Here is a 19,719-nt window from a genome sequence, read left to right as displayed (position 1 = left end):
AGATAATAGAATGAAAAAATACAAAAAATGCTTCACAAACAAATTGTTTATTTCAGTTAATTTTTTGATTGCAAATATTAATTGGAGCTATATGCCAAGTCTTTTTACCTTTGTATTGAGCAAAATGAAAAATATACTACCTGATACCATATGCGCCATTTCTACCGCTCCCGGTGCGGGGGCTGTTGCCATGATTCGCTTGAGCGGAGACGAGGCATTTGAAATCGGCGAAAAGCTAATTCAATTTCCGGGTCAGCATCAGACAATCAAAAATCAAGCAGTAAACAGTGTTCATTTTGCAAGGTTTATGCTGAACAACCAATTGCTTGATGAGGTGATAGTGGCCAAGTTTATAGCCCCCCACTCCTACACCGGCGAAGATACCCTCGAAATTACCTGCCACGGTTCGGTATTTATTCAACAAAAGATACTCGAAATCCTTATCAGGCAAGGGGCACGACTGGCCCGCCCGGGTGAGTTTACCCTTAGGGCTTTTTTGAATGGCAAACTTGATTTGTCGCAAGCCGAGGGTGTGGCCGACCTGATTGCCTCCAACTCCGAAGCTGCACACCGTTTGGCCATAAACCAGATGCGAGGAGGTATATCGGACGAATTAAAAGGACTGCGTAACCAACTTTTACACTTTATTTCGTTGGTGGAGCTTGAACTCGATTTTAGCGAAGAAGATGTTGAATTTGCCGACCGCGAGAAACTCTACCAGCTTACCGATGCCATCGAAAGGCTGCTGCGCAGGCTGGTTAAATCTTTCTCCTACGGCAATGCCATTAAAAATGGTATTCCTGTTGCCATAGTGGGTCGAACCAATGCCGGAAAGTCTACCTTGCTCAATCGGTTACTCAAAGAAGAAAAAGCAATTGTAAGCGCCATTGCCGGTACTACCCGCGATTACATCGAAGACACCATTGTACTGGAAGGTATTAACTTCAGGTTTATCGATACAGCCGGACTGCGCAAAACCCACGACGAAATAGAAATCATAGGCATTGAACGGGCTTTGAAAAAATACCGCGAGGCTGAAATAGTAATTGTGGTTATCGATGCCGGCGATCAACCCGAAGAGATAGCCCATTCACTTGCCATGTTGCGCCACGAGGGTTATGAGAAAAAGCATTTGATTTTTGCATTGAATAAAATTGATAAGGTATTAAACCCCGAGGCTTTACTCAAAGACTTACGACAACGCATTGGTGCAGAAGGAGATTATCTCACCCTATCGGCTAAAGAAGGTTTTCAGGTCGGATTATTGGAAAAAAAACTGGTGGAAGCCGCTGTGAAAAACAAACCTTCGGAAACGGATGTAATCATTACCAATGTCAGGCATTTCGAAGCCTTGCAGCGTTCGCACGAATCCATTCTACGCGTGTTGGAAGGCCTCGACAATATAATACCCACCGACCTTCTGGCCATGGATATCAGGCAAGTGCTGCACTACCTGGGCGAAATCACCGGCGAAATCACTACCGACGAAATACTGGGCAACATCTTTAAGAATTTTTGTATCGGAAAGTAACCAACTTAAAAGTATATCAGTATTCACTTAGGCAACTTTTGTAATTCTCAAGCCGAACAAAAAGGTAGTAGGTTGTCATGCAAAAGTATATGAACCAGAGACATAAAAATCTCTGTAAGCATTGAATCTTCACCCGCAAATTTTTCTTTTCACATACTTGACTTTTGAGTGCAAATGGTTTAACTTTACTTATTGTCAAATAATAATAATTCTCGTTTAAAACTATTTATAAATGAAAGCCGAAGAAATCAGCAATAAGCTTTTCGGGAAGGGATTAAAAGTTACTCCCCAGCGCATTGCCGTTTTTGCGGCCATCGTAAAGCTGAACAACCATCCGACGGTGGATAACATTATCGAATACATCCGAAAGAATAACCCCAATATTTCCATTGCCACGGTGTATAAAGTACTGGATGCATTGGTCGAAAATAAACTAATTCAGAAAGTAAAAACCGAAAAAGATGTAATGCGGTACGATGCCATTTTAGAGAGCCACCATCATATTTATTTTTCCGATTCAGACCGTATTGAAGACTATGTTGACGAAGAATTAAATAATCTGCTTTCAAGCTATTTTGAGAAAAAGAAAATACCCGGTTTTAAAATAGAAGACATTAAACTTCAGATTATTGGCAAGTACCACAAGTAATTCAACACTATAACTAAATTCAATCAAATATGGAAAACATGAGCAAATGCCCGGTAACAGGTGCCGTAAGCAAGCATAGTGCCGGAACAGGCGGTACAAAAAACATCCATTGGTGGCCTAATCAATTGAAATTGAACATTCTTCGTCAACATTCTTCCTTGTCGAACCCTATGGGAGAAGGTTTTAATTATGCCGAAGAATTTAAAAGTCTCGATCTGGCAGCCCTAAAAAAAGACTTACATCACTTAATGACCGATTCACAGGACTGGTGGCCGGCAGATTTTGGACATTACGGCCCATTTTTTATTCGAATGGCCTGGCACAGCGCAGGCACCTACCGTACCGGCGATGGTCGTGGAGGTGCCGGAGGTGGCCAACAACGTTTTGCCCCACTGAACAGCTGGCCCGACAATGTCAACCTCGATAAAGCCCGCCGGTTGCTATGGCCTATCAAGCAAAAATATGGCAGGAAGATATCCTGGGCCGACCTGATGATTCTGGCTGGCAATGTGGCCCTGGAGTCTATGGGCTTTAGAACCTTTGGCTTTGCCGGCGGACGCGAAGATGTATGGGAGCCTGAGGAAGATGTATACTGGGGCAACGAAACAAAGTGGTTGGAAAACGACGAACGGAAATTGGAACTGAGCGAAGTGGACAATCCTTTGGCGGCCATTCAAATGGGTCTTATCTATGTAAATCCTGAAGGACCGGACGGAAACCCCGACCCGCTTGCTGCTGCCAAAGACATTCGCAATACTTTTGCCCGTATGGCCATGAACGACGAAGAAACCGTAGCGCTTATTGCGGGAGGGCATACCTTTGGCAAGACTCACGGAGCAGCCGATGCTTCTCATTTGGGACCAGAACCCGAAGCAGCCGACATGGAAGAGCAAGGCCTTGGATGGAAAAACAAATTTGACACTGGAAAAGGTGGCGATACCATTACCAGCGGCCTCGAAGTAACCTGGACACAAACACCGGCCAAATGGAGCTATTACTTCTTCGAAAACCTTTTTAAATACGATTGGGAATTAACTACCAGTCCTGCCGGGGCAAAGCAATGGTTGGCCAAGAATGCCGGCAACATTGTTCCCGATGCCCACGACCCATCGAAAAAGCATGCCCCTGCCATGCTTACTACCGATCTATCTTTGCGTTTCGATCCTGAATATGAAAAAATATCCCGGCGATTCTACGAACATCCGCTGGAATTTGCAGATGCCTTTGCCCGGGCCTGGTTTAAACTCACGCACCGCGATATGGGTCCGCGTAGCCTTTATCTGGGCCCGGAAGTGCCATCAGAGGTACTGATCTGGCAAGATCCGATTCCAGCCATAAATCATCCGCTGATTGATGAAAATGACATGGCCGAAATAAAATCCAGGATATTGAAATCAGGTCTATCCGTATCACAATTGGTATCTACAGCCTGGGCTTCTGCATCTACCTTTAGAGGATCGGACAAACGCGGAGGAGCCAATGGTGCGCGCATTCGCCTGGCACCGCAGAAAGACTGGTCTGTTAACAATCCACCTCAGCTTGCAAAGGTCTTAGAAAAACTTGGAAGCATTCAAAAAGAGTTGAATAGTTCCCTTGCACATGGCAAAAAGATTTCCCTTGCCGACCTGATTGTTTTAGCAGGTTGTGCCGGAGTTGAGAAGGCAGCCAAAGATGCAGGTATACAGGTAAGCGTGCCATTTACTCCCGGACGCATGGATGCTTTGCCGGAGCAGACAGATGTGGAATCATTTAAAGTATTGGAACCTGTGGCCGATGGTTTCCGCAATTACCTGAAAACAAAATACAAAGTATCTACCGAAGAGTTGCTGATAGATAAAGCACAGCTGCTCACTTTAACTGCTCCTGAAATGACGGTGCTTGTTGGCGGCATGCGTGTTTTGAACACAAACTTTGATCAGTCGAAACATGGTGTGTTCACCAAACGCCCAGAGGTATTAACCAACGATTTCTTTGTAAACCTGCTCGACATGCGCACAGCCTGGATGCCAGCCTCCGAAGACAAAGAGACCTTCCACGGACGCGACCGGAAATCGGGCGAAATAAAATGGACTGCAAGCCGTGCCGACCTGGTATTTGGATCCAACTCAGAACTCAGGGCACTTGCAGAAGTATATGGTAGTGCCGATGCACAGGAAAAATTTGTGCACGACTTTATAACAGCCTGGAATAAGGTGATGAACCTGGATCGTTTTGATCTAAATAATTGAAATTCAAATTTATCATCTCAATAAAATTAGTATGAAAGAAAGAAGTATAGAACTTTTAAACAAGGCAATTGCCGATGAACTCAGTGCATCAGTACATGTATTTCCATTTTCGCTGCGACGATCTTGGTTACGACCTTATCTCGAACCTCTTTAAGCGCACAGCCATTGAGGAAATGATGCATGTTGAAAAACTTGCAGAAAGAGTCTTATTTCTCAAAGGTGAAGTGGAAATAAAAGCATCAGACGAGGTGCAAAAAATTCACGATGTAAAAAAAATGCTCGAATTGGCTGTAAAAATGGAAACAGGAAGCGTGAAGGATTATAACGAATGGGCGAATGAATGTGCCAGAAATGCTGATTCCGCATCGAAGAAAATTTTCGAGTTGCTTGTGGACGATGAAGAACGTCACTATGATCAATATGACAAGGAAATGGAAAACCTCGATAAGTTTGGTGATAATTATCTGGCACTTCAATCTATTGAACGAAGCAAGAATTTAGCTTCGGGCCGACCAATGGATTAACTTTAACATTGAACCAAGCAGGCTTTATTGCTGCACACACGTAATAATGCTATCTGCAATTGCTGTGATCCTATATGCAAAAGAGCATGCTTTTATTTGGTTTTTTTAGCTTTGACTAAAAAACTTGCTTTTTGCTTGTTCGTGACTTCTCTCCCATTCTGTTTGCCATAACCAAGATTTTTAAAACAGAAGGCATTAAGAAATCCCACTTTCCACCTATTTGGGGTATTGATCTTTAGGGAGCCTATTCTCCAGAAAAACCTTTGAGCTTTGAAAATGAATTTACCTGAAGGGCAAAAAAAAAATCCCGCCACCAGGGCGGGATTAAGTTTTTAAATGTTTATGATGTTGTAAACTACAAGAGTTTCACATTTACTGCATTTAATCCTTTTTTTCCTTCTTGCAAATCAAATGATACTTCATCATTTTCATTGATACGATCAATTAATCCTGAAGAATGTACAAAATACTCTTTTGGTGAATTTGCATCTTTAATGAATCCGAATCCTTTCGATTCATTGAAAAATTTTACTGTTCCTGTGTTCATTGTGTTAAAATAAATTTGTGGGCGCAAGTTACGCTTTATTTTCGAACTAAACACATATTTACAGAATTTTATTCTAATTCCATTTTAAAAGATTATTTATTAGTGCTTCCGATCTATACTTTTATGAATATTCGTTATCGTGCCAGGAAATAAAATATTGGTTTGTATTAATCATAAAATATAACGTTTATTCTATGATTGCCAACTCTCATATTATGCTTCGCGCTTGGCTCATCCCCTTAGGGGAAGAATGGGTGAGCGTGGGCAAAATATAAAATAAGGTTGTAACTGGTATACTGGAGTCTTATCATATACTTTTTTAGTTTTACATGTTCAAATATTATATCGATGAAAAATTCTGTGTTGGTTTCGATGATCGAATATTTTGGATGCGATGTACGCCGCATCAACCATGCCCTGAAGGTTTATGGATTTGCCAGTGCCATTGGCTACGGTGAGGAATTGGATTTGCCTACTATGAAAATTCTTGAAATCGCTGCTGCCTTGCACGACATCGGCATTCCTGTAGCTGAGGCTAAATATGGCTCATGCAACGGAAAGTATCAGGAAATCGAGGGTCCACCAATAGCCCGCGAAATACTTCAGAAATTAAAGGTTGAATCTAATTTGCTAGACCGTGTGTGTTACCTGATAGGGAATCATCACAGCTATTCAAAAATCGATGGTATCGACTTTCAGATTCTGATAGAGGCCGATTTTCTGGTGAATATTTTCGAAGACCAGATGAGTCAGAAAAACATTGAAAGTATCGGAAAGAAGTACTTTAAAACAGCCACAGGTTTATCTATTTTAAAAAGCATGCATCATTTTAATCAATCAAGCAATTAAGTTTTCTGCTGCAAATCAGGAGTACTTGAGAAATACCAATTTTACCACTGGATATAATGGACCATCCAGGTAATTTCTTCCGAAAAATTTCGTTTTTCATAAAAACTCTCACATGAACAAACCCTTAAAAGTCCTGATTAAAATTTTTTCAAGCCTTACAGTTATTTTCCTTCTCGCAGCATGCAAGGACGATAATCCGCGACCTTCAGCCCAATTTCACAACCCGCTCGAAAACCCTGCCGATGGTCCACCGGCAGGATATACAGATGGGAACTATTCCATTCCTTCGGAAGCAGCTCCCGAAGATGTTTCGATACCTGACCAGGTAGTAGGCAATGGAACCCCCGAAAGTTGCAATTGCGATGCGGTGGTGGAAGCGGTGGCAAAGGGCGGTGTAATTGTGTTCGACTGTGGCCCCGAACCGCATACCATTGTCATGGACAGGCCAGCCAAGGTGTTTAACAATGCCGATCCCGATATTGTAATAGACGGCGGGGGCTTAATAACCCTCAGTGGTGGCGGACGAACGCGTATCCTGTACATGAATACCTGCGATGCAGACCAGGTGTGGACTACTCCGCATTGCCAGGATCAGGATCATCCGCGCCTTACGCTCCAAAACATCACTTTTGCCGATGGTAATTCCACTGCCGAAGGCGAATACGATGGTGGTGGTGCCGTATGGGTTAGAGGAGGCACTTTAAAAATAGTCAACTGCCGTTTTTTTAATAATGTATGTGCAGCTACTGGTCCAGATGTAGGTGGTGCAGCCCTTCGGGTGTTTAGTCAATACCAAAGTCGTCCCGTATATTTGGTGAATAGCACTTTTGGCGGTGCTGAGGGATATGGCAATTCCGGCTCAAACGGTGGGGGAATCAGTAGCATTGGGGTAAGCTGGACCATTATCAATTGTCTGTTTTCGCACAACAAGTGTACAGGAAATGGCGCTAACCCTGCGCAAGAAGGGACTCCCGGGGGCGGTAGCGGCGGAGCCATTTACAACGATGGCAACACCATGACCCTCACGGTACTTGGTTCGCTCATCGAGCTTAACGAAGTAAATGCCCATGGTTCTGCTATTTTCTTCGTTTCCAACGACCACACTGGCAACATACGCATCGATCAGTCCATTATCCGCAACAACATTGGCGGATCGTGGTATCCGGTATATCCGCAAATATCCATGCATGCCGATACACCCATCGAGGTAAGCAATACTCAGTTTGAATGAAAGTTTTATTCTTCCTGCCGCACTAGAGCTTCACTTTCGAATGAAGTTGCAAGATTGTTTTTTATAAGCCTGATCGTCATTTTGAAACTGTCATGGGCATGGTCATGGTAATCTGGGTTTATTGTTGAGTTGGCTGTCAGCGTAAGACAGCAAAACCATAAAAGTTAGACTGTAAACTTGGAAAAAGATAACTTTTGAGTTAACTTTGTCGAATGGAAGCTCAAAGACAAATCATTTTTCACGGAAACTATTTCACGGACTTTTATTTGGAACAGCCAGAAAAAGTTCAAGAGAAAATTGATTTCGTTTTCAAAGTAATTCGGACCGTTCAGAATGTTCCGAAAAAGTTTCTTGAACATTTGACAGGAACTGATGGACTTTATGAAATCCGCGTAGAATTTGAAAGCAATATTTATCGAATATTCTGCTGTTTTGACAAAGGAAAATTAGTGGTACTTTTCAATGGATTCCAAAAGAAAACGCAGAAAACACCAAAGAAGGAAATCGATTTGGCATTGAGACTTAAAGACGAATATTTTAACTCAAAAAAGAAATAAAATGGACAAAGAAAAAATTAAAAATGCTAAAAACTTTGATGAGTTATTAGACATTAAATATGGAAATATCGGAACTGAGAAGCGAGACAGTTTTGAAAAAAGAGCTCAATATTTTGTGATTAGTGAAATATTGAAAAACGCTCGAAAAGAAGCCAAAATGACCCAGGAACAACTTGCAGAAAAAGTTGGTACTAAAAAGAGTTATATATCACGACTTGAGAATGGAAAATGCGATATTCAACTTTCAACTCTCTACCGAATATTTGAATTTGGACTTGGGAAAAAAGTGAATTTATTATTCGGATGAAATATACGCCGAACAACCAACATGTGGTATAAAAAAATGCCAGGATAGTAAGTTATTCAAGGGTAGTAGCCCGCTTAAACCGTTTTGTAACTTGATAGGAAATCGCCTGCAATCGGCAACTTTTCATACCGCCCAACGATTGCATCATCCCGATGCATCGGGATTCGTGACGTGCTTTATTTTTGACTTTGCTATACAATATTGAATTGAATAAACTAAAAGGTTTCGGAGGCCGCTAAATAAAAGCCTGCCGATTGGTGCCCAAAACCAATATCCACGGCTAGGTTGGTCCTTGAGTTTTTATCGGCTTTAATCCGCAACCCAAAACCTGCCGCAGGCTTGATTACATCGAACAAATCCACTGATAATACCGGGCTATTGGCTGCTGTAGCATTCACAAACAATACACCTCCCAACACACCCCCACAGGGCGATATGGGAAACCGGTATTCGGCTTCGGCATATACCATATTGGTTCCACGAAAACGTCCTTGTGTATACCCGCGCGAACTTCTTCCGCGCTGGTCGTAAGCTGTGGCTGGTAAAACCATGTAAGGCAAGGCCCCTTCTTCGGAAAAATCACCCAAAACCCAGAAAGCAATCAGATGGCTGGGATCGCGCTTCGAAAGCCCATGAAAACTGCGCCATTCGACCGATAAGAGGTTCGATGTACGGTCGCTACCCAGAAATTCAAAACCTCCGCGGTATTTTAGCGAAAGATAATAGCCCTTGTAAGCCATAATCATGTTGTCGCGTTTATCGATCACAAAACTGGCATTCAGAGCCGAAACAAGGTATTTTTCGGTATCGAAACCGTATTTTTTGTTAAAGGCATAATGACTGGTAATGAGCGAGTCGCCGGGATTAAGACTGAGTTTTTCATCGATAAGCTTCGAATACGAATCGTAGGAATAACCTAAGCCCACATAAATGTTTTGGGCAATTTTATAGCCTAAAGATTGGTGCAGCCTGATAAAATTAAATTTCATTGGTTGTGCCAGCGAGTCGGGCGAGGTTTCGAGTCCCGCTAAACTGTATTGATAGTCGATTATGCCACCTTCAGGTGCTTGCGTACCAAGTCCGTAGGTCGATTGTGAATAGATCAGGTACCGCCAATCGCCTGTAAGAAAGAAATTGTCGTATTTGGTATATATGTTATTCTTAAGCATAAAGATGAACTGGTTCTTAGTAGTGTATTGTACGCTTCCCATTACCAAAGAATAATTGTTGCTATGCAATACTTTAAAAGCATATTGCCCTCCAACTCCAAAGGCAAATCCGGTAGCGGGGTTCGACTGAATAATGGGCAGAAGCAACAAGCTGCCCTGGTCTGAAGGTTTTTCTTTCGCAGGTTTATCCAATAATTCGCGCACAACGTCCGATAAATCCCTTTGGGGACAAAGGCTATCGGTAGGTAAAACTTCCGTACTCTGTGCCTTTACTGGAGGCGCAATGAAGAAATTAAGCATTATAATGGCTGGAATAAACAAGAACCTGATGGGTATCTTCATAGCTGTAAGTTTGAGAGGTTGAAGATAAGAATTTGATGGTGAATCGCTACAAGCCTTAGAAAATATTTTTTTTTTAACAATCCAGGGAAAAAGGAAGCCACTATATAGAACAAATTGGTTGATGGAAATATAAACAAAATCAGTAAGTTTGCTTGTCTGTAAAATCATTTGGATCGAACATTTATAAATCATATTTAAACACTCAAATCAATGAACAAAGTACTTTTTACAATGGCAGCTTGCCTATTATTGGCGCTCACGATGGTTCCGGATGTTCAGGCGCAATCGAACAAAGAAGAGATTGAATATTACCAATCGATTTTTGGAATGGAGAAAAAAGCTGTAATAGCCGATTTTCTTCAACTCGACCCCAGCAATCCTTTTTGGCTTATTTATGACGAATACGAAACACAGCGCAAAGAACTGGGCAAGCAACGGATTGACATGATGAACAACTATGTGGAAAATTACGATAAGCTTGACGATGCGGCTTATGATGAACTTATAAAAGGGATGATTGGCCTGCGTAAGAGCAGCGACAAGTTGGTAGATACCTATTACAAGAAGATTCACAAAGCATCAGGCCCTAAGGTGGCAGCCCAGTTTTTCCAGCTCGAAGCGTTCTTCCTGAGCGCTATCCGCATCGAAGTAATGTCGCAAATACCTTACATTGGCGAATTTGATATGTAAAATCCCTGTTCAACGCAATCAAAGTACCCGAATTCGAAGCGGGTACTTTGATTGTATAATTTTCAGTTGTATTCTAGTTTAACTTTCATTCATCCTTTGAATATGCAGATTCGCCTGCTCTTTCTTCTTGTTGTTTGCTTGGCTTGTTATACCAGTGTCCATGCTCAGCTGCTTACAGGCCATGCCCGTTCGGAAATTAATTTCCGCGAAGGGCCCGGCACAAACTTTAAAGTCTTGCACACCATCGATCATTCCAATCTGTTGGTCATTCTGCCACGCGAGGCGCAAAATGGTTTTATAGAAGCGTTTGATGTGGAAACAAGTTCACGCGGATATATTTTCGAAAACCTCATTGTGGTGACCGACACACTTCATTTTCAGACACAGCAATTCTTCGAAAAAGCTGGAGAAAATGTACAAGGCGATACGGAAATAGAACTGATAAACCGCACCAGCCATTCATTATTTGTTTGGATTAACAAGAATTCCTATAGCCTGGCTCCGCTTGAGAAAAAGGTTTTAATACTTGAATCGGAAGAGATTATTTATTTTGTCTCTGCTCCTGGGCTGTTTCCTGTGTTTGGCAGGGAAATCTTGCAAAAAGGAAATACTTTCAGGTGGAATTTTTCGCTTTAAACCGACAGGCACATGAACAAAAAAATTCTCTCCGGCATATTTGCACTCATCAGTATAACACTTTTCGCGCAGCAAAGAGATACACTTAAACTGAGCATTACGAAAATTGAAAAATCTTTTGTTACCGACACGGTTTACTATTTTTCGAGCCGGATCGATACCATAGCCCTTCAACCCCTTAAAACCGATACCAGCAAAGTTGTGAAGGATGTAAACCCACAGGATTTAACAGAATCGAAATATAAAATAAAACTTCTGGGCAGCATTCGGGTAAATTCGTTTTACGATTTTAACGGCATGACCAGCACAGAAGGCTTTCTTCCTTATGATATACCCGTAGGTGAGCAAAAGGTTGAAGGACTTTCGAGCGTGTACATCGGAGCCAGGCAATCGCGACTGGGTTTGGAAGGTACCGCCAACACCAAGGTAGGAAGCATTAAAACTTATATGGAGGTTGATTTCGCATCAAGTACTTCTTCTTTTTGGCGCTTGAGGCATGCTTTTGCCGAATGGAATTATTTTAAGATTGGCTATACCTGGAGCACCTTTATGGACAATGCTTCCTTGCCCAATACCATCGATTTCGAGGGGCCCAACAGTTCAATTTCAAAGCGGCATGGACTCATTCGTTACGAAAGTAAATTTACTGAAAACAGTATCGCAGGGTTTTCAATTGAGTCGCCACAAACCGATTATTTTAATCCCGCAGATTCGCTGATTGAAAATAAAAATAAGCAAAGCAATTTCGATCTTGCAGGCCGATACAAATACATTCAGCCCTGGGGGCATGTGCAAGTGGCAGGATTATTCCGCCAGATAAGCTACCTGCATGTCGATAAAATGGATAAGCTATATGGTTGGGGTTTACTGTTCAGCTCCATTTTTGAATTGAATGAGAAAAATAAGCTTTATGGACAATATTCACTCGGTGAGGGCATTTCGCACTATGTAGTAGGTTTTAGCAACAGATTGCTCGATGCGGTTTATAACCCTAATGTAAACGATATGGCCATAAAGCAGGCAAATGGTGGTTTTGTCACTTACATTTACAGTCTCAACAAAAAAACAACCTTTTCTCTTACCTCAGGATTATCTTTTATAAAAGTTTACGATTTTGAAGCCCAAGATAACTTCTCTTCAAGTCAGTACCTTGCGGTGAATGGCTTTTATTATCCGATTGAGACCATAAGGCTGGGTGCAGAAATTACCACGGGCTCGCGAATCAACGCCAATGGTCAGAAAGGGTCTGCAACCCGTATCTCTTTCCTGGGTAGCTTTAGTTTTTAGTTGGCTGCAATTTCTTTATGCCCTTTCCACGATAGAGATCTTATTGAATTGGCATAATACGTATGCATACAGGCTTGGAAAGCTGAAGCGAATGAGAAGTTTTTTCCAGTCGGCCGTTATCCGGATCAATACGGAAGACCACTACATTGTCCGAATCCTGGTTGGCTGTCAAGAGCCATTTTCCGGTGGGATCAATGGTGAAATGCCTTGGAGCCATCCCTCCGCTCTGAATCCAGTCTATGGTTTTTAATTCACCACTTACCGGATCAATTTCGTAGTGCACTATGCTATTATGTCCGCGATTGGAAGCATAGAGAAACCTGCCTGCGATATCCACTTCAATTTCTGCAGTGGTATTTTCACCGGAATAATCTTCGGGAAGTGTGGCAATTTGCTGTTTTAAATGCATCCCTGCAGTGATAGTATCAAAGCTAAAAACGCTAATGGTCGAATTTAATTCATTCAGAACATAAATCACTTCGCCCTTTGGATGAAAGGCAAAATGTCTTGGCCCCGCTCCCGGTTCGAGCTGTATAAATGCCGGATTGTGTGGTTCTACAGAACCGGATGTATTATCGAAGTGGTAAAGCATAAGCTTATCGATACCCAGGTCAGCTACCAGCAAAAACTTGTCGTTATTTGTGCTTGCTATGCAATGTGCATGGGGAGCTTCCTGGCGATTGGGGTTTGCCCCGGTACCTTCATGTTGAACAAATGCAGAGGGTTTAGCAAGTTGCCCATTTGCATCGATTGGATAAACTGCGATGTTTCCGCCGGTATAGTTGGCAACAAAAAGATACTGCCCAGTCTGGCTCAGCGAAAGGTGAGCCGGATGTGCTCCCATCGATGAAATCTGCTTTAGCAATTGCAAGTCGCCTGTTTTGTTCCGTATGGCAAAAGCACTTACTGAACCTGTGGATTCGTTCAGGTAATTTCCGGTTTCATTAACAGCGTAGAGAAACCTCCCCTTTTTGTCAATCGCCAGAAAGGAAGGATTCTCAGACAGCCCGGCCAGTTTTAATTCGGTTAGTTGACCTGTTTCGGTATTGAACAGGCAGATATAAATACCCTCGCTTCCCTGACCGGTATAGGTTCCAAGATAAACCCGATAAGTTGCAGGTTGGTTTTGACAGGATAAAAGAGGCAATAAAAAGGCTATCAGATTAAGCGGAACCAATCGGTTTAACCAATGACAGAATACAGGCTGTTTTTTTTTCATGGAACTATTTTTTATGCGTCAACTTATTTTTATCGAACAAAAGTTTCCTCAGGGTTTTAACAAGAATTCCATTGGAATAGCTAAACGTTTACTCCAGGCTTGCTCGCTATGGCTTTCTCCCGGAAATTCTTTGGTAATCCAGTTTTGTTCTGTAAAACCTTTTTGTTTCACAGTAATATCGACTATAGCCTGAGAAGGCGCATAGAGGCTATCGAGGGTTACAGTACCATAGTCGAAATAAAGTTTATGATTAGCTGGGTCAGGCAGGTTATTTTGCAGGTAAGTGTTGATAGCCTGTGGAATTTCTGTATGCAAATTAGTCAGGTTTCCTGGCCAGTGGGTTGATAGGCAAGCTGCACCACCAAAAACCTCCGGATATTCGCAAACAGCATAGAGCGAAATCAGTGCGCCCATGCTCGATCCGGCAATGAAGGTATTCTGGCGGTCGGTAAATGTAGAAAAACTACTGTCGATAAAAGGTTTTAACTCTTCCACAATAAATTTCAGGTAATTATCCGATAAAACTGCGCCAGCATAGTCTTTGGCTAAAAGCGAATCTTGCAAATCCTGTTTCAGAGTATTAAATGGTTTTTGCGGCATGTATTCGCCACGGCGTTTTTTGCCGTTGTTCCAGATGCCTACTACAATACAGTCGCGGATTTTATTTTCGCCCATCAGCCTGGTCATGGTTTCATCCACCTGCCATTCCTGGTGATTCCAGGTAGCAGTGCTGTCGAAAAGCATTTGCCCGTCGTGCATGTACAGCACGGCATATTTTTTATCGGCTGTGTAGTCCGAAGGAACCCAGACATCGACATTGCGGGCATCGACATATTTTGAACCGAAATCGGAATAGTGCAACAATATACCGCTTGTCTGAATCGGAGCCAGAGCAAAACTTAACGAAACAAACAGAACCAGAGCGGTAATTAGTCGGGGAAGTAATTGATGTCTCATAGTATTAATTTGGATGCAAAATAATAAATATGTCCATCAATCTGAAAAAGTTGTTCGAACTATAAGTTAAAAAATATTTGTTACCCTTTCAAATTACCACCAAATCGGAAAATTTTAGGTTATCTGGCAGGTAGCGCTTACCTTTGTATACAATCAGAAAAAAGCATGGCACAACTCGGACGATACAATACCCTTACAGTAGCAAAAGAAGTCGATTTTGGTCTTTACCTCGAAGATTCTGAGTATGGCGAAATATTGATTCCTAAACGCTATGTGCCGGAAAATTGCAAGGTCGACGATCAGCTCGAAATATTTCTCTACCTCGATTCGGAAGACCGGCCTGTGGCCACTACAGAAAAGCCATTGGTGCAGGTAGGTGAATTTGCTTTTCTCGATGTGGTATCGCTTACTCCTGTGGGAGCCTTTCTCAACTGGGGTTTGCCAAAAGATCTGCTCCTGCCCTTTCGCGAGCAAAAAGCTCCACCCGAAGAGGGTCAAAAATTGCTGGTATATGTTTATTACGATGCTGAAAGCAAGCGAATAGTAGCCAGCGAGAAAATAGACAAGTTCCTCGACAATGTACCGGCGGAATATACGCCCAATGAAGAAGTGGATATTCTGATTGTACGAAAAACCAACCTGGGCTTTAATGCCATCATCAATCACCAGCACTGGGGTTTGCTTTATCAGAACGAAGTGCACCAGCCCATTGCACCAGGACAAACACTAAAAGCCTATATCAAGGCCATTAGGCCCGACGAAAAAATAGACCTGAGTCTCTACAAAGCCGGCTATGCACGTGTTGGCGATTCCACTCTGCATATTCTTGCCTACCTGAAAGAGAACAATGGCTTTATGCCTTTTAACGATAAAAGCGAGGCCGAAGAAATCAACTGGGTATTTGGTATCAGCAAAAAGAATTTTAAGAAGGCACTGGGAGCGCTTTATAAAAACCGGCAAATCGACATTACTCCTGAAGGTGTAAAACTGACTTAATCAATCAGGTTGAAGTTGCCTTAAAAAACCATTGTGAATGAAGCAGGAAAACCGGGTTATAAAAATACTTTTTATTTGCATGGGTAACATCTGCCGGTCTCCCAGCGCCGAAGCGGTAATGAATTTCTTTGTTGCGAATAGCACTCTTTCTGATATAATACAATGCGATTCGGCAGGCACTCTTTCTTATCATGCAGGCGAACCTGCCGATGCCCGCATGCAGCGTCATGCCAGCAAACGTGGCTATGAATTAACCAGCATCTCGCGTCAGGTAAGACCCGCTGATTTCAATGAATTCGACTATGTGGTTGCCATGGACGATGAGAATGTGGCAAACCTGCAGCCCTTTTTACCTGCACCAGGTCATGCCTCTAAAATTTCGAAAATGACCAACTATTGTTCAGGACCGAATCCTGGCTATGTGCCCGACCCCTATTATGGCGGATCGGAAGGTTTTGAGCAGGTGCTCGACCTGCTCGAAGATGCCTGTCAGGGTTTATTAACCCACATTCGCCATGCACATCAATGCTGAAATACAAATTCAGATAGAAGAATTTCTGCACGAAAAGGTGATTTCGGTACAAAGTATCGGCGGAGGCTGCATAGCACAATCGGTAGCTGTTCAAACCCAATCGCATAAAAAATACTTCTTAAAAACACACTCTGGAGCATCGGATATGTTTTTAAAAGAAGCCAATGGATTGAAAGAACTGGCAAGGGCTAATATTATTCGTGTGCCATCGGTGATATTGGTTACTTCTGAATTTTTATTGCTCGAGCATATCGCATCAGGCATTAAAAGACCCGATTTTTTTAAAACATTTGGCATTTTACTGGCTGCTTTGCATACATCTACATCCGATAGTTTTGGCCTTTTCGAAGACAATTATATTGGAGCAACCCCTCAGCTCAATTTGGCAGTTGAAAAAGAAAAGCAACATTGGCCGACCTTCTATTTAAATAAACGGTTATTACCTCAATTGCGGCTTGCAGAAAAGAATGGCTATGCCACAAGTGAATTTTCAAGCCGCATGAGCCTGCTTGAAACCAAAGTTGAATCCATTTTGCAAGGTAGCGAAGAAGCACCAGCTTTGCTCCATGGCGATTTATGGGGAGGCAATTTTATGTGTGACGAAGAGGGTCACCCTGTGCTGATTGATCCGGCTGTGTATTACGGGCACCGCGAAGCTGAACTGGCCATGACCCGGATGTTTGGCGTCTTTTCGGAAGATTTTTATCTGGCATACGATAAAAAATATCCCCTGAAAGAGGGCTGGCAATACCGCCAGGCGATTTATCTTCTGTACCATCAACTCAACCATCTTAATCTTTTTGGCAGAGGATATTATGCAGGGTGTATCGAAATTTTAAAACAATATACCTGAAGACAGACAATTTAGGCAATGGCTTTTATACTTTCTGCTTTTCTTGTTAGTTCGGCCGGAATGGGCTATTTTTGCGCACCATTTTTACCGATACGCGAGAGATTGACAGTATGATTGAAAAAGAGTTAGCACGCCGCCGCACCTTTGCCATTATCAGCCACCCCGATGCCGGGAAAACCACATTGACAGAGAAATTGTTGTTATTCGGCGGTGCCATTAAAACTGCAGGCGCTGTAAAGAGCAACAAAATAAAGCAATTCTCAGCTTCCGATTTTATGGAGATAGAGAAACAAAGAGGTATTTCGGTAGCCACCTCGGTGATGTCGTTCGAATACCACGATACAAAAGTCAATATTCTCGATACTCCTGGCCACAAAGACTTTGCCGAAGATACCTACCGTACCCTCTCTGCAGTCGACTCTGTGATTCTGGTGGTCGATTGTGCCAAGGGTGTGGAAGAGCAGACCGAAAAGCTCATGAACGTTTGTCGCATGCGCAACACGCCTGTAATTATTTTTGTCAACAAACTCGACCGCGAAGGAAAAGATCCACTCTCCTTGTTGGAAGAGCTGGAAAAAAAGCTGAATATATCCGTACGTCCCCTTTCTTTGCCGGTTAACCAGGGTTACGATTTTAAAGGTGTCTACAGCCTTTACCGCAAAGAGATGCACTTGTTCGAACCGGGTAAAAACAGGCTGAGCGAAACCATGTTCAAGCTCACCGATATTTTTAGTACCGAAATTGAGCAATATTTTCACCCGAAAGACATTAAGCAATTGCGAGACGATACCGAATTGGTAGAAGAAGTTTATGAACCCTTCGATGTGGAATTGTACCGCGATGGCTTGCTGGCTCCGGTATTTTTTGGCAGTGCCATCAATAACTTCGGGGTAAAGGAATTGCTGGACACTTTTATCGAGATAGCCCCTTCTCCCCGTGCCCGTGAAACCGTGCAACGCATGGTAAAACCAGAAGAAGATGCTTTTAGTGGTTTTGTGTTTAAAATTCATGCCAACCTCGATCCCAATCACCGTAACCGAATTGCCTTTTTAAGGGTTTGCTCCGGAAAATTCGAGCGCAACAAGTTTTACATCAACACTCGTTTGCAAAAGCAAATGCGGTTTAGTAATCCGGTTGAATTTATGGCCAATTCGCGTAGCATTACCGAAGAAGGCTATCCTGGCGATGTAATTGGTCTTTACGACAGTGGTAATTTTAAAATCGGAGATACCTTTACCGAAGGGGAAATTCTTCAATATAAAGGCATTCCAAGTTTCTCGCCGGAGCTGTTCCGCGAAGTGGAAAACCTCGATGCTATGAAAGCCAAACAACTCGATAAGGGCATCAGGCAGCTAACAGAAGAAGGTGTTGCCCAGCTTTTTGTGCAGCAGCATGGGGCTAAAAAAATTATTGGCACTGTTGGCGAGTTACAGTTCGAAGTAATCCGTTTCCGGCTCGAGCACGAATACGGTGCAAAATGTTCGTTTCGTTCACTTGATTACCGCAAGGCCTGTTGGTTTCATTCCGACGATAAAAAGGCTTTGGAAGAACTATATGCCCGCAAGGCGCATAATATTGCCCTCGACCGCGACGATCGTCCTGTGTTGTTTGTAGAGAGCGATTGGATGCTGCAAATGGCCCGCGAAGGTTTTCCAAAGGTGCAGTTTTTCTTTACCTCTGAATGGGAAGCCGTTAAAAATTAACACCGGCAAGCGGGCACTCACACGATAAAAAAAAGCGAACAATTCAAGCCTTATCGTGTTTAATTTTGTTGAACTAAACTATTATTCTGCCCATGAAAAACCTGCATAGCCGTAAAGAATTTTTAAAGCGATTGGGTCTTTCCCTCACCGGTGCTGTAGCCTCTGCAGTTACTTTTGCCAAATCGCCCGAAACCACTGAGCTCATCGATGAACAACAAGCCTTTCTCGATGAGTATGAGGGCTGGCTAAAAGAATTTCAAAGCTACATCAAAGTACGTCGGCAGCAACCGGAGAATATGGAAAATCACAAAAAGCTTATGGAGTTGTCGGCTCAGTCGGAGCAAAGAAAAAGCACTCTTGAGATCTACATGAAAGACCCACTTTTTGCAGCCAGATTTCAAGAGATCACTCAATCAGTTACCGATTCGATTTAATGGTGTTGAATGCCCCTTAAGCTTAACCCTAACTACCTTCTATGCAAATGTCTCCCGAACTGCTCAAAAAACGCAATTTCGAGATCGAAATGGAATTTTCATCCAGCCGTAGCAGTGGTCCGGGCGGGCAGAATGTGAATAAAGTCAACACCCGAATCGAACTCCGGTTTGATGTTCAAAATTCTCAGGCACTGAGCGAGTTTGAAAAATACCGGCTGCTACACACACCTTCGAGGCATTTGCTGGCTAGTGGAATATTGCAATTTAGTTCTCAGGAATACCGCACGCAACTTCAAAACAAGCAGGATGCCATCGAAAAGTTTTATCAATACCTGGCACTTAACCTTAGCACCCGGAAAAAACGCACTCCTACCCGCCCTACCCGCACAGCGGTAGAGAAAAGACTTACAGCCAAAAAAATTATGTCCGACAGAAAAGCTCACAGGCAAAAGCCCGATCTTTAGTTATTCAAAACCAA

At 42.7% G+C, this 19,719-nt stretch carries 20 protein-coding genes and 1 pseudogene; 17 read left to right on the top strand and 4 right to left on the bottom strand.

Annotated features, from left to right (window positions below; translation table 11 throughout):
* Nucleotides 1-124: 124 nt before the first annotated feature.
* From mnmE to IPM71_00320, 4 genes and pseudogenes are all read left to right on the top strand, one after another.
* Nucleotides 125-1,531 carry a tRNA uridine-5-carboxymethylaminomethyl(34) synthesis GTPase MnmE gene (gene mnmE, locus IPM71_00335; protein ID QQS51206.1) on the top strand — a complete coding sequence of 469 codons (1,407 nt, stop codon included), beginning with the start codon at nucleotides 125-127 and terminating at the stop codon, nucleotides 1,529-1,531.
* A 232-nt stretch (nucleotides 1,532-1,763) separates the two neighbouring features.
* Nucleotides 1,764-2,180 carry a transcriptional repressor gene (locus IPM71_00330; protein QQS51205.1) on the top strand — a complete coding sequence of 139 codons (417 nt, stop codon included), beginning with the start codon at nucleotides 1,764-1,766 and terminating at the stop codon, nucleotides 2,178-2,180.
* A gap of 29 nt (nucleotides 2,181-2,209) precedes the next feature.
* Complete coding sequence (gene katG / locus IPM71_00325) at nucleotides 2,210-4,408, top strand: catalase/peroxidase HPI (GenBank protein ID QQS51204.1); 2,199 nt, start codon at nucleotides 2,210-2,212, stop codon at nucleotides 4,406-4,408.
* A gap of 31 nt (nucleotides 4,409-4,439) precedes the next feature.
* Nucleotides 4,440-4,932, top strand: a pseudogene (locus IPM71_00320) (bacterioferritin).
* A 355-nt stretch (nucleotides 4,933-5,287) separates the two neighbouring features.
* Here the strand turns inward: IPM71_00320 and IPM71_00315 are convergent.
* Nucleotides 5,288-5,479, bottom strand: a complete 192-nt coding sequence (locus tag IPM71_00315) for a cold shock domain-containing protein (protein QQS51203.1) — start codon at nucleotides 5,477-5,479, stop codon at nucleotides 5,288-5,290.
* 348 nt (nucleotides 5,480-5,827) lie between these two features.
* Here IPM71_00315 and IPM71_00310 point away from each other — a divergent pair, with 348 nt between their 5' ends.
* The 4 genes from IPM71_00310 (at nucleotide 5,828) to IPM71_00295 (ending at nucleotide 8,423) form a co-directional block, all read left to right on the top strand.
* Nucleotides 5,828-6,328: an HD domain-containing protein gene (locus IPM71_00310; protein ID QQS51202.1), complete on the top strand. Its 501-nt coding sequence runs from the start codon at nucleotides 5,828-5,830 to the stop codon at nucleotides 6,326-6,328.
* 112 nt (nucleotides 6,329-6,440) lie between these two features.
* Entirely contained in the window at nucleotides 6,441-7,559 is a 1,119-nt protein-coding gene (locus tag IPM71_00305) for a hypothetical protein (protein QQS51201.1), read from the top strand.
* A gap of 212 nt (nucleotides 7,560-7,771) precedes the next feature.
* The gene (locus IPM71_00300; protein QQS51200.1) at nucleotides 7,772-8,116 is read left to right on the top strand and encodes a type II toxin-antitoxin system RelE/ParE family toxin; all 345 of its coding nucleotides are present in this window, start codon (nucleotides 7,772-7,774) and stop codon (nucleotides 8,114-8,116) included.
* Between the two features lies 1 nt (nucleotide 8,117).
* Nucleotides 8,118-8,423, top strand: coding sequence for a helix-turn-helix transcriptional regulator (locus IPM71_00295; protein ID QQS51199.1), 306 nt, complete (start codon nucleotides 8,118-8,120; stop codon nucleotides 8,421-8,423).
* Between the two features lie 215 nt (nucleotides 8,424-8,638).
* Here IPM71_00295 and IPM71_00290 read toward each other — a convergent pair whose 3' ends face one another.
* Nucleotides 8,639-9,934 carry a BamA/TamA family outer membrane protein gene (locus tag IPM71_00290; protein QQS51198.1) on the bottom strand — a complete coding sequence of 432 codons (1,296 nt, stop codon included), beginning with the start codon at nucleotides 9,932-9,934 and terminating at the stop codon, nucleotides 8,639-8,641.
* Between the two features lie 210 nt (nucleotides 9,935-10,144).
* Between IPM71_00290 and IPM71_00285 the strand changes: the two genes are divergently transcribed.
* The 3 genes from IPM71_00285 to IPM71_00275 all read left to right on the top strand — a co-directional run bounded on the left by IPM71_00285 (nucleotide 10,145) and on the right by IPM71_00275 (nucleotide 12,547).
* Complete coding sequence (locus IPM71_00285; GenBank protein ID QQS51197.1) at nucleotides 10,145-10,624, top strand: hypothetical protein; 480 nt, start codon at nucleotides 10,145-10,147, stop codon at nucleotides 10,622-10,624.
* 102 nt (nucleotides 10,625-10,726) lie between these two features.
* A complete protein-coding gene (locus IPM71_00280; GenBank protein ID QQS51196.1) occupies nucleotides 10,727-11,260 on the top strand; it encodes a hypothetical protein in 534 nt (177 codons plus the stop codon).
* A 12-nt stretch (nucleotides 11,261-11,272) separates the two neighbouring features.
* Nucleotides 11,273-12,547: a porin gene (locus IPM71_00275; protein ID QQS51195.1), complete on the top strand. Its 1,275-nt coding sequence runs from the start codon at nucleotides 11,273-11,275 to the stop codon at nucleotides 12,545-12,547.
* Between the two features lie 40 nt (nucleotides 12,548-12,587).
* Here the strand turns inward: IPM71_00275 and IPM71_00270 are convergent, their stop codons facing one another.
* Both IPM71_00270 and IPM71_00265 read right to left on the bottom strand, forming a co-directional pair.
* Complete coding sequence (locus tag IPM71_00270; GenBank protein QQS51194.1) at nucleotides 12,588-13,766, bottom strand: lactonase family protein; 1,179 nt, start codon at nucleotides 13,764-13,766, stop codon at nucleotides 12,588-12,590.
* Between the two features lie 48 nt (nucleotides 13,767-13,814).
* A complete protein-coding gene (locus tag IPM71_00265; GenBank protein QQS51193.1) occupies nucleotides 13,815-14,723 on the bottom strand; it encodes an alpha/beta hydrolase in 909 nt (302 codons plus the stop codon).
* A gap of 165 nt (nucleotides 14,724-14,888) precedes the next feature.
* Between IPM71_00265 and IPM71_00260 the strand changes: the two genes are divergently transcribed.
* The 6 genes from IPM71_00260 to arfB all read left to right on the top strand — a co-directional run bounded on the left by IPM71_00260 (nucleotide 14,889) and on the right by arfB (nucleotide 19,705).
* Entirely contained in the window at nucleotides 14,889-15,719 is an 831-nt protein-coding gene (locus IPM71_00260; GenBank protein ID QQS51192.1) for a GntR family transcriptional regulator, read from the top strand.
* A gap of 37 nt (nucleotides 15,720-15,756) precedes the next feature.
* Nucleotides 15,757-16,251: a low molecular weight phosphotyrosine protein phosphatase gene (locus IPM71_00255; GenBank protein QQS51191.1), complete on the top strand. Its 495-nt coding sequence runs from the start codon at nucleotides 15,757-15,759 to the stop codon at nucleotides 16,249-16,251.
* On the top strand, nucleotides 16,235-17,104 hold the full coding sequence (locus IPM71_00250) for a fructosamine kinase family protein (GenBank protein QQS51190.1): 870 nt from the start codon (nucleotides 16,235-16,237) through the stop codon (nucleotides 17,102-17,104). Before IPM71_00255 ends, IPM71_00250 begins: the two co-directional genes overlap by 17 nt.
* 110 nt (nucleotides 17,105-17,214) lie before the next feature.
* Nucleotides 17,215-18,807, top strand: a complete 1,593-nt coding sequence (locus IPM71_00245) for a peptide chain release factor 3 (GenBank protein QQS52749.1) — start codon at nucleotides 17,215-17,217, stop codon at nucleotides 18,805-18,807.
* A gap of 92 nt (nucleotides 18,808-18,899) precedes the next feature.
* The gene (locus IPM71_00240; protein ID QQS51189.1) at nucleotides 18,900-19,241 is read left to right on the top strand and encodes a hypothetical protein; all 342 of its coding nucleotides are present in this window, start codon (nucleotides 18,900-18,902) and stop codon (nucleotides 19,239-19,241) included.
* A gap of 47 nt (nucleotides 19,242-19,288) precedes the next feature.
* Nucleotides 19,289-19,705, top strand: coding sequence for an aminoacyl-tRNA hydrolase (gene arfB / locus IPM71_00235; GenBank protein QQS51188.1), 417 nt, complete (start codon nucleotides 19,289-19,291; stop codon nucleotides 19,703-19,705).
* Nucleotides 19,706-19,719 lie beyond the last annotated feature (14 nt).

The sequence above is a fragment of the Bacteroidota bacterium genome, assembly GCA_016699695.1.
Taxonomy (GTDB): domain Bacteria; phylum Bacteroidota; class Bacteroidia; order Bacteroidales; family UBA10428; genus UBA10428.
This window is presented reverse-complemented; position numbering and strand designations above follow the sequence as displayed.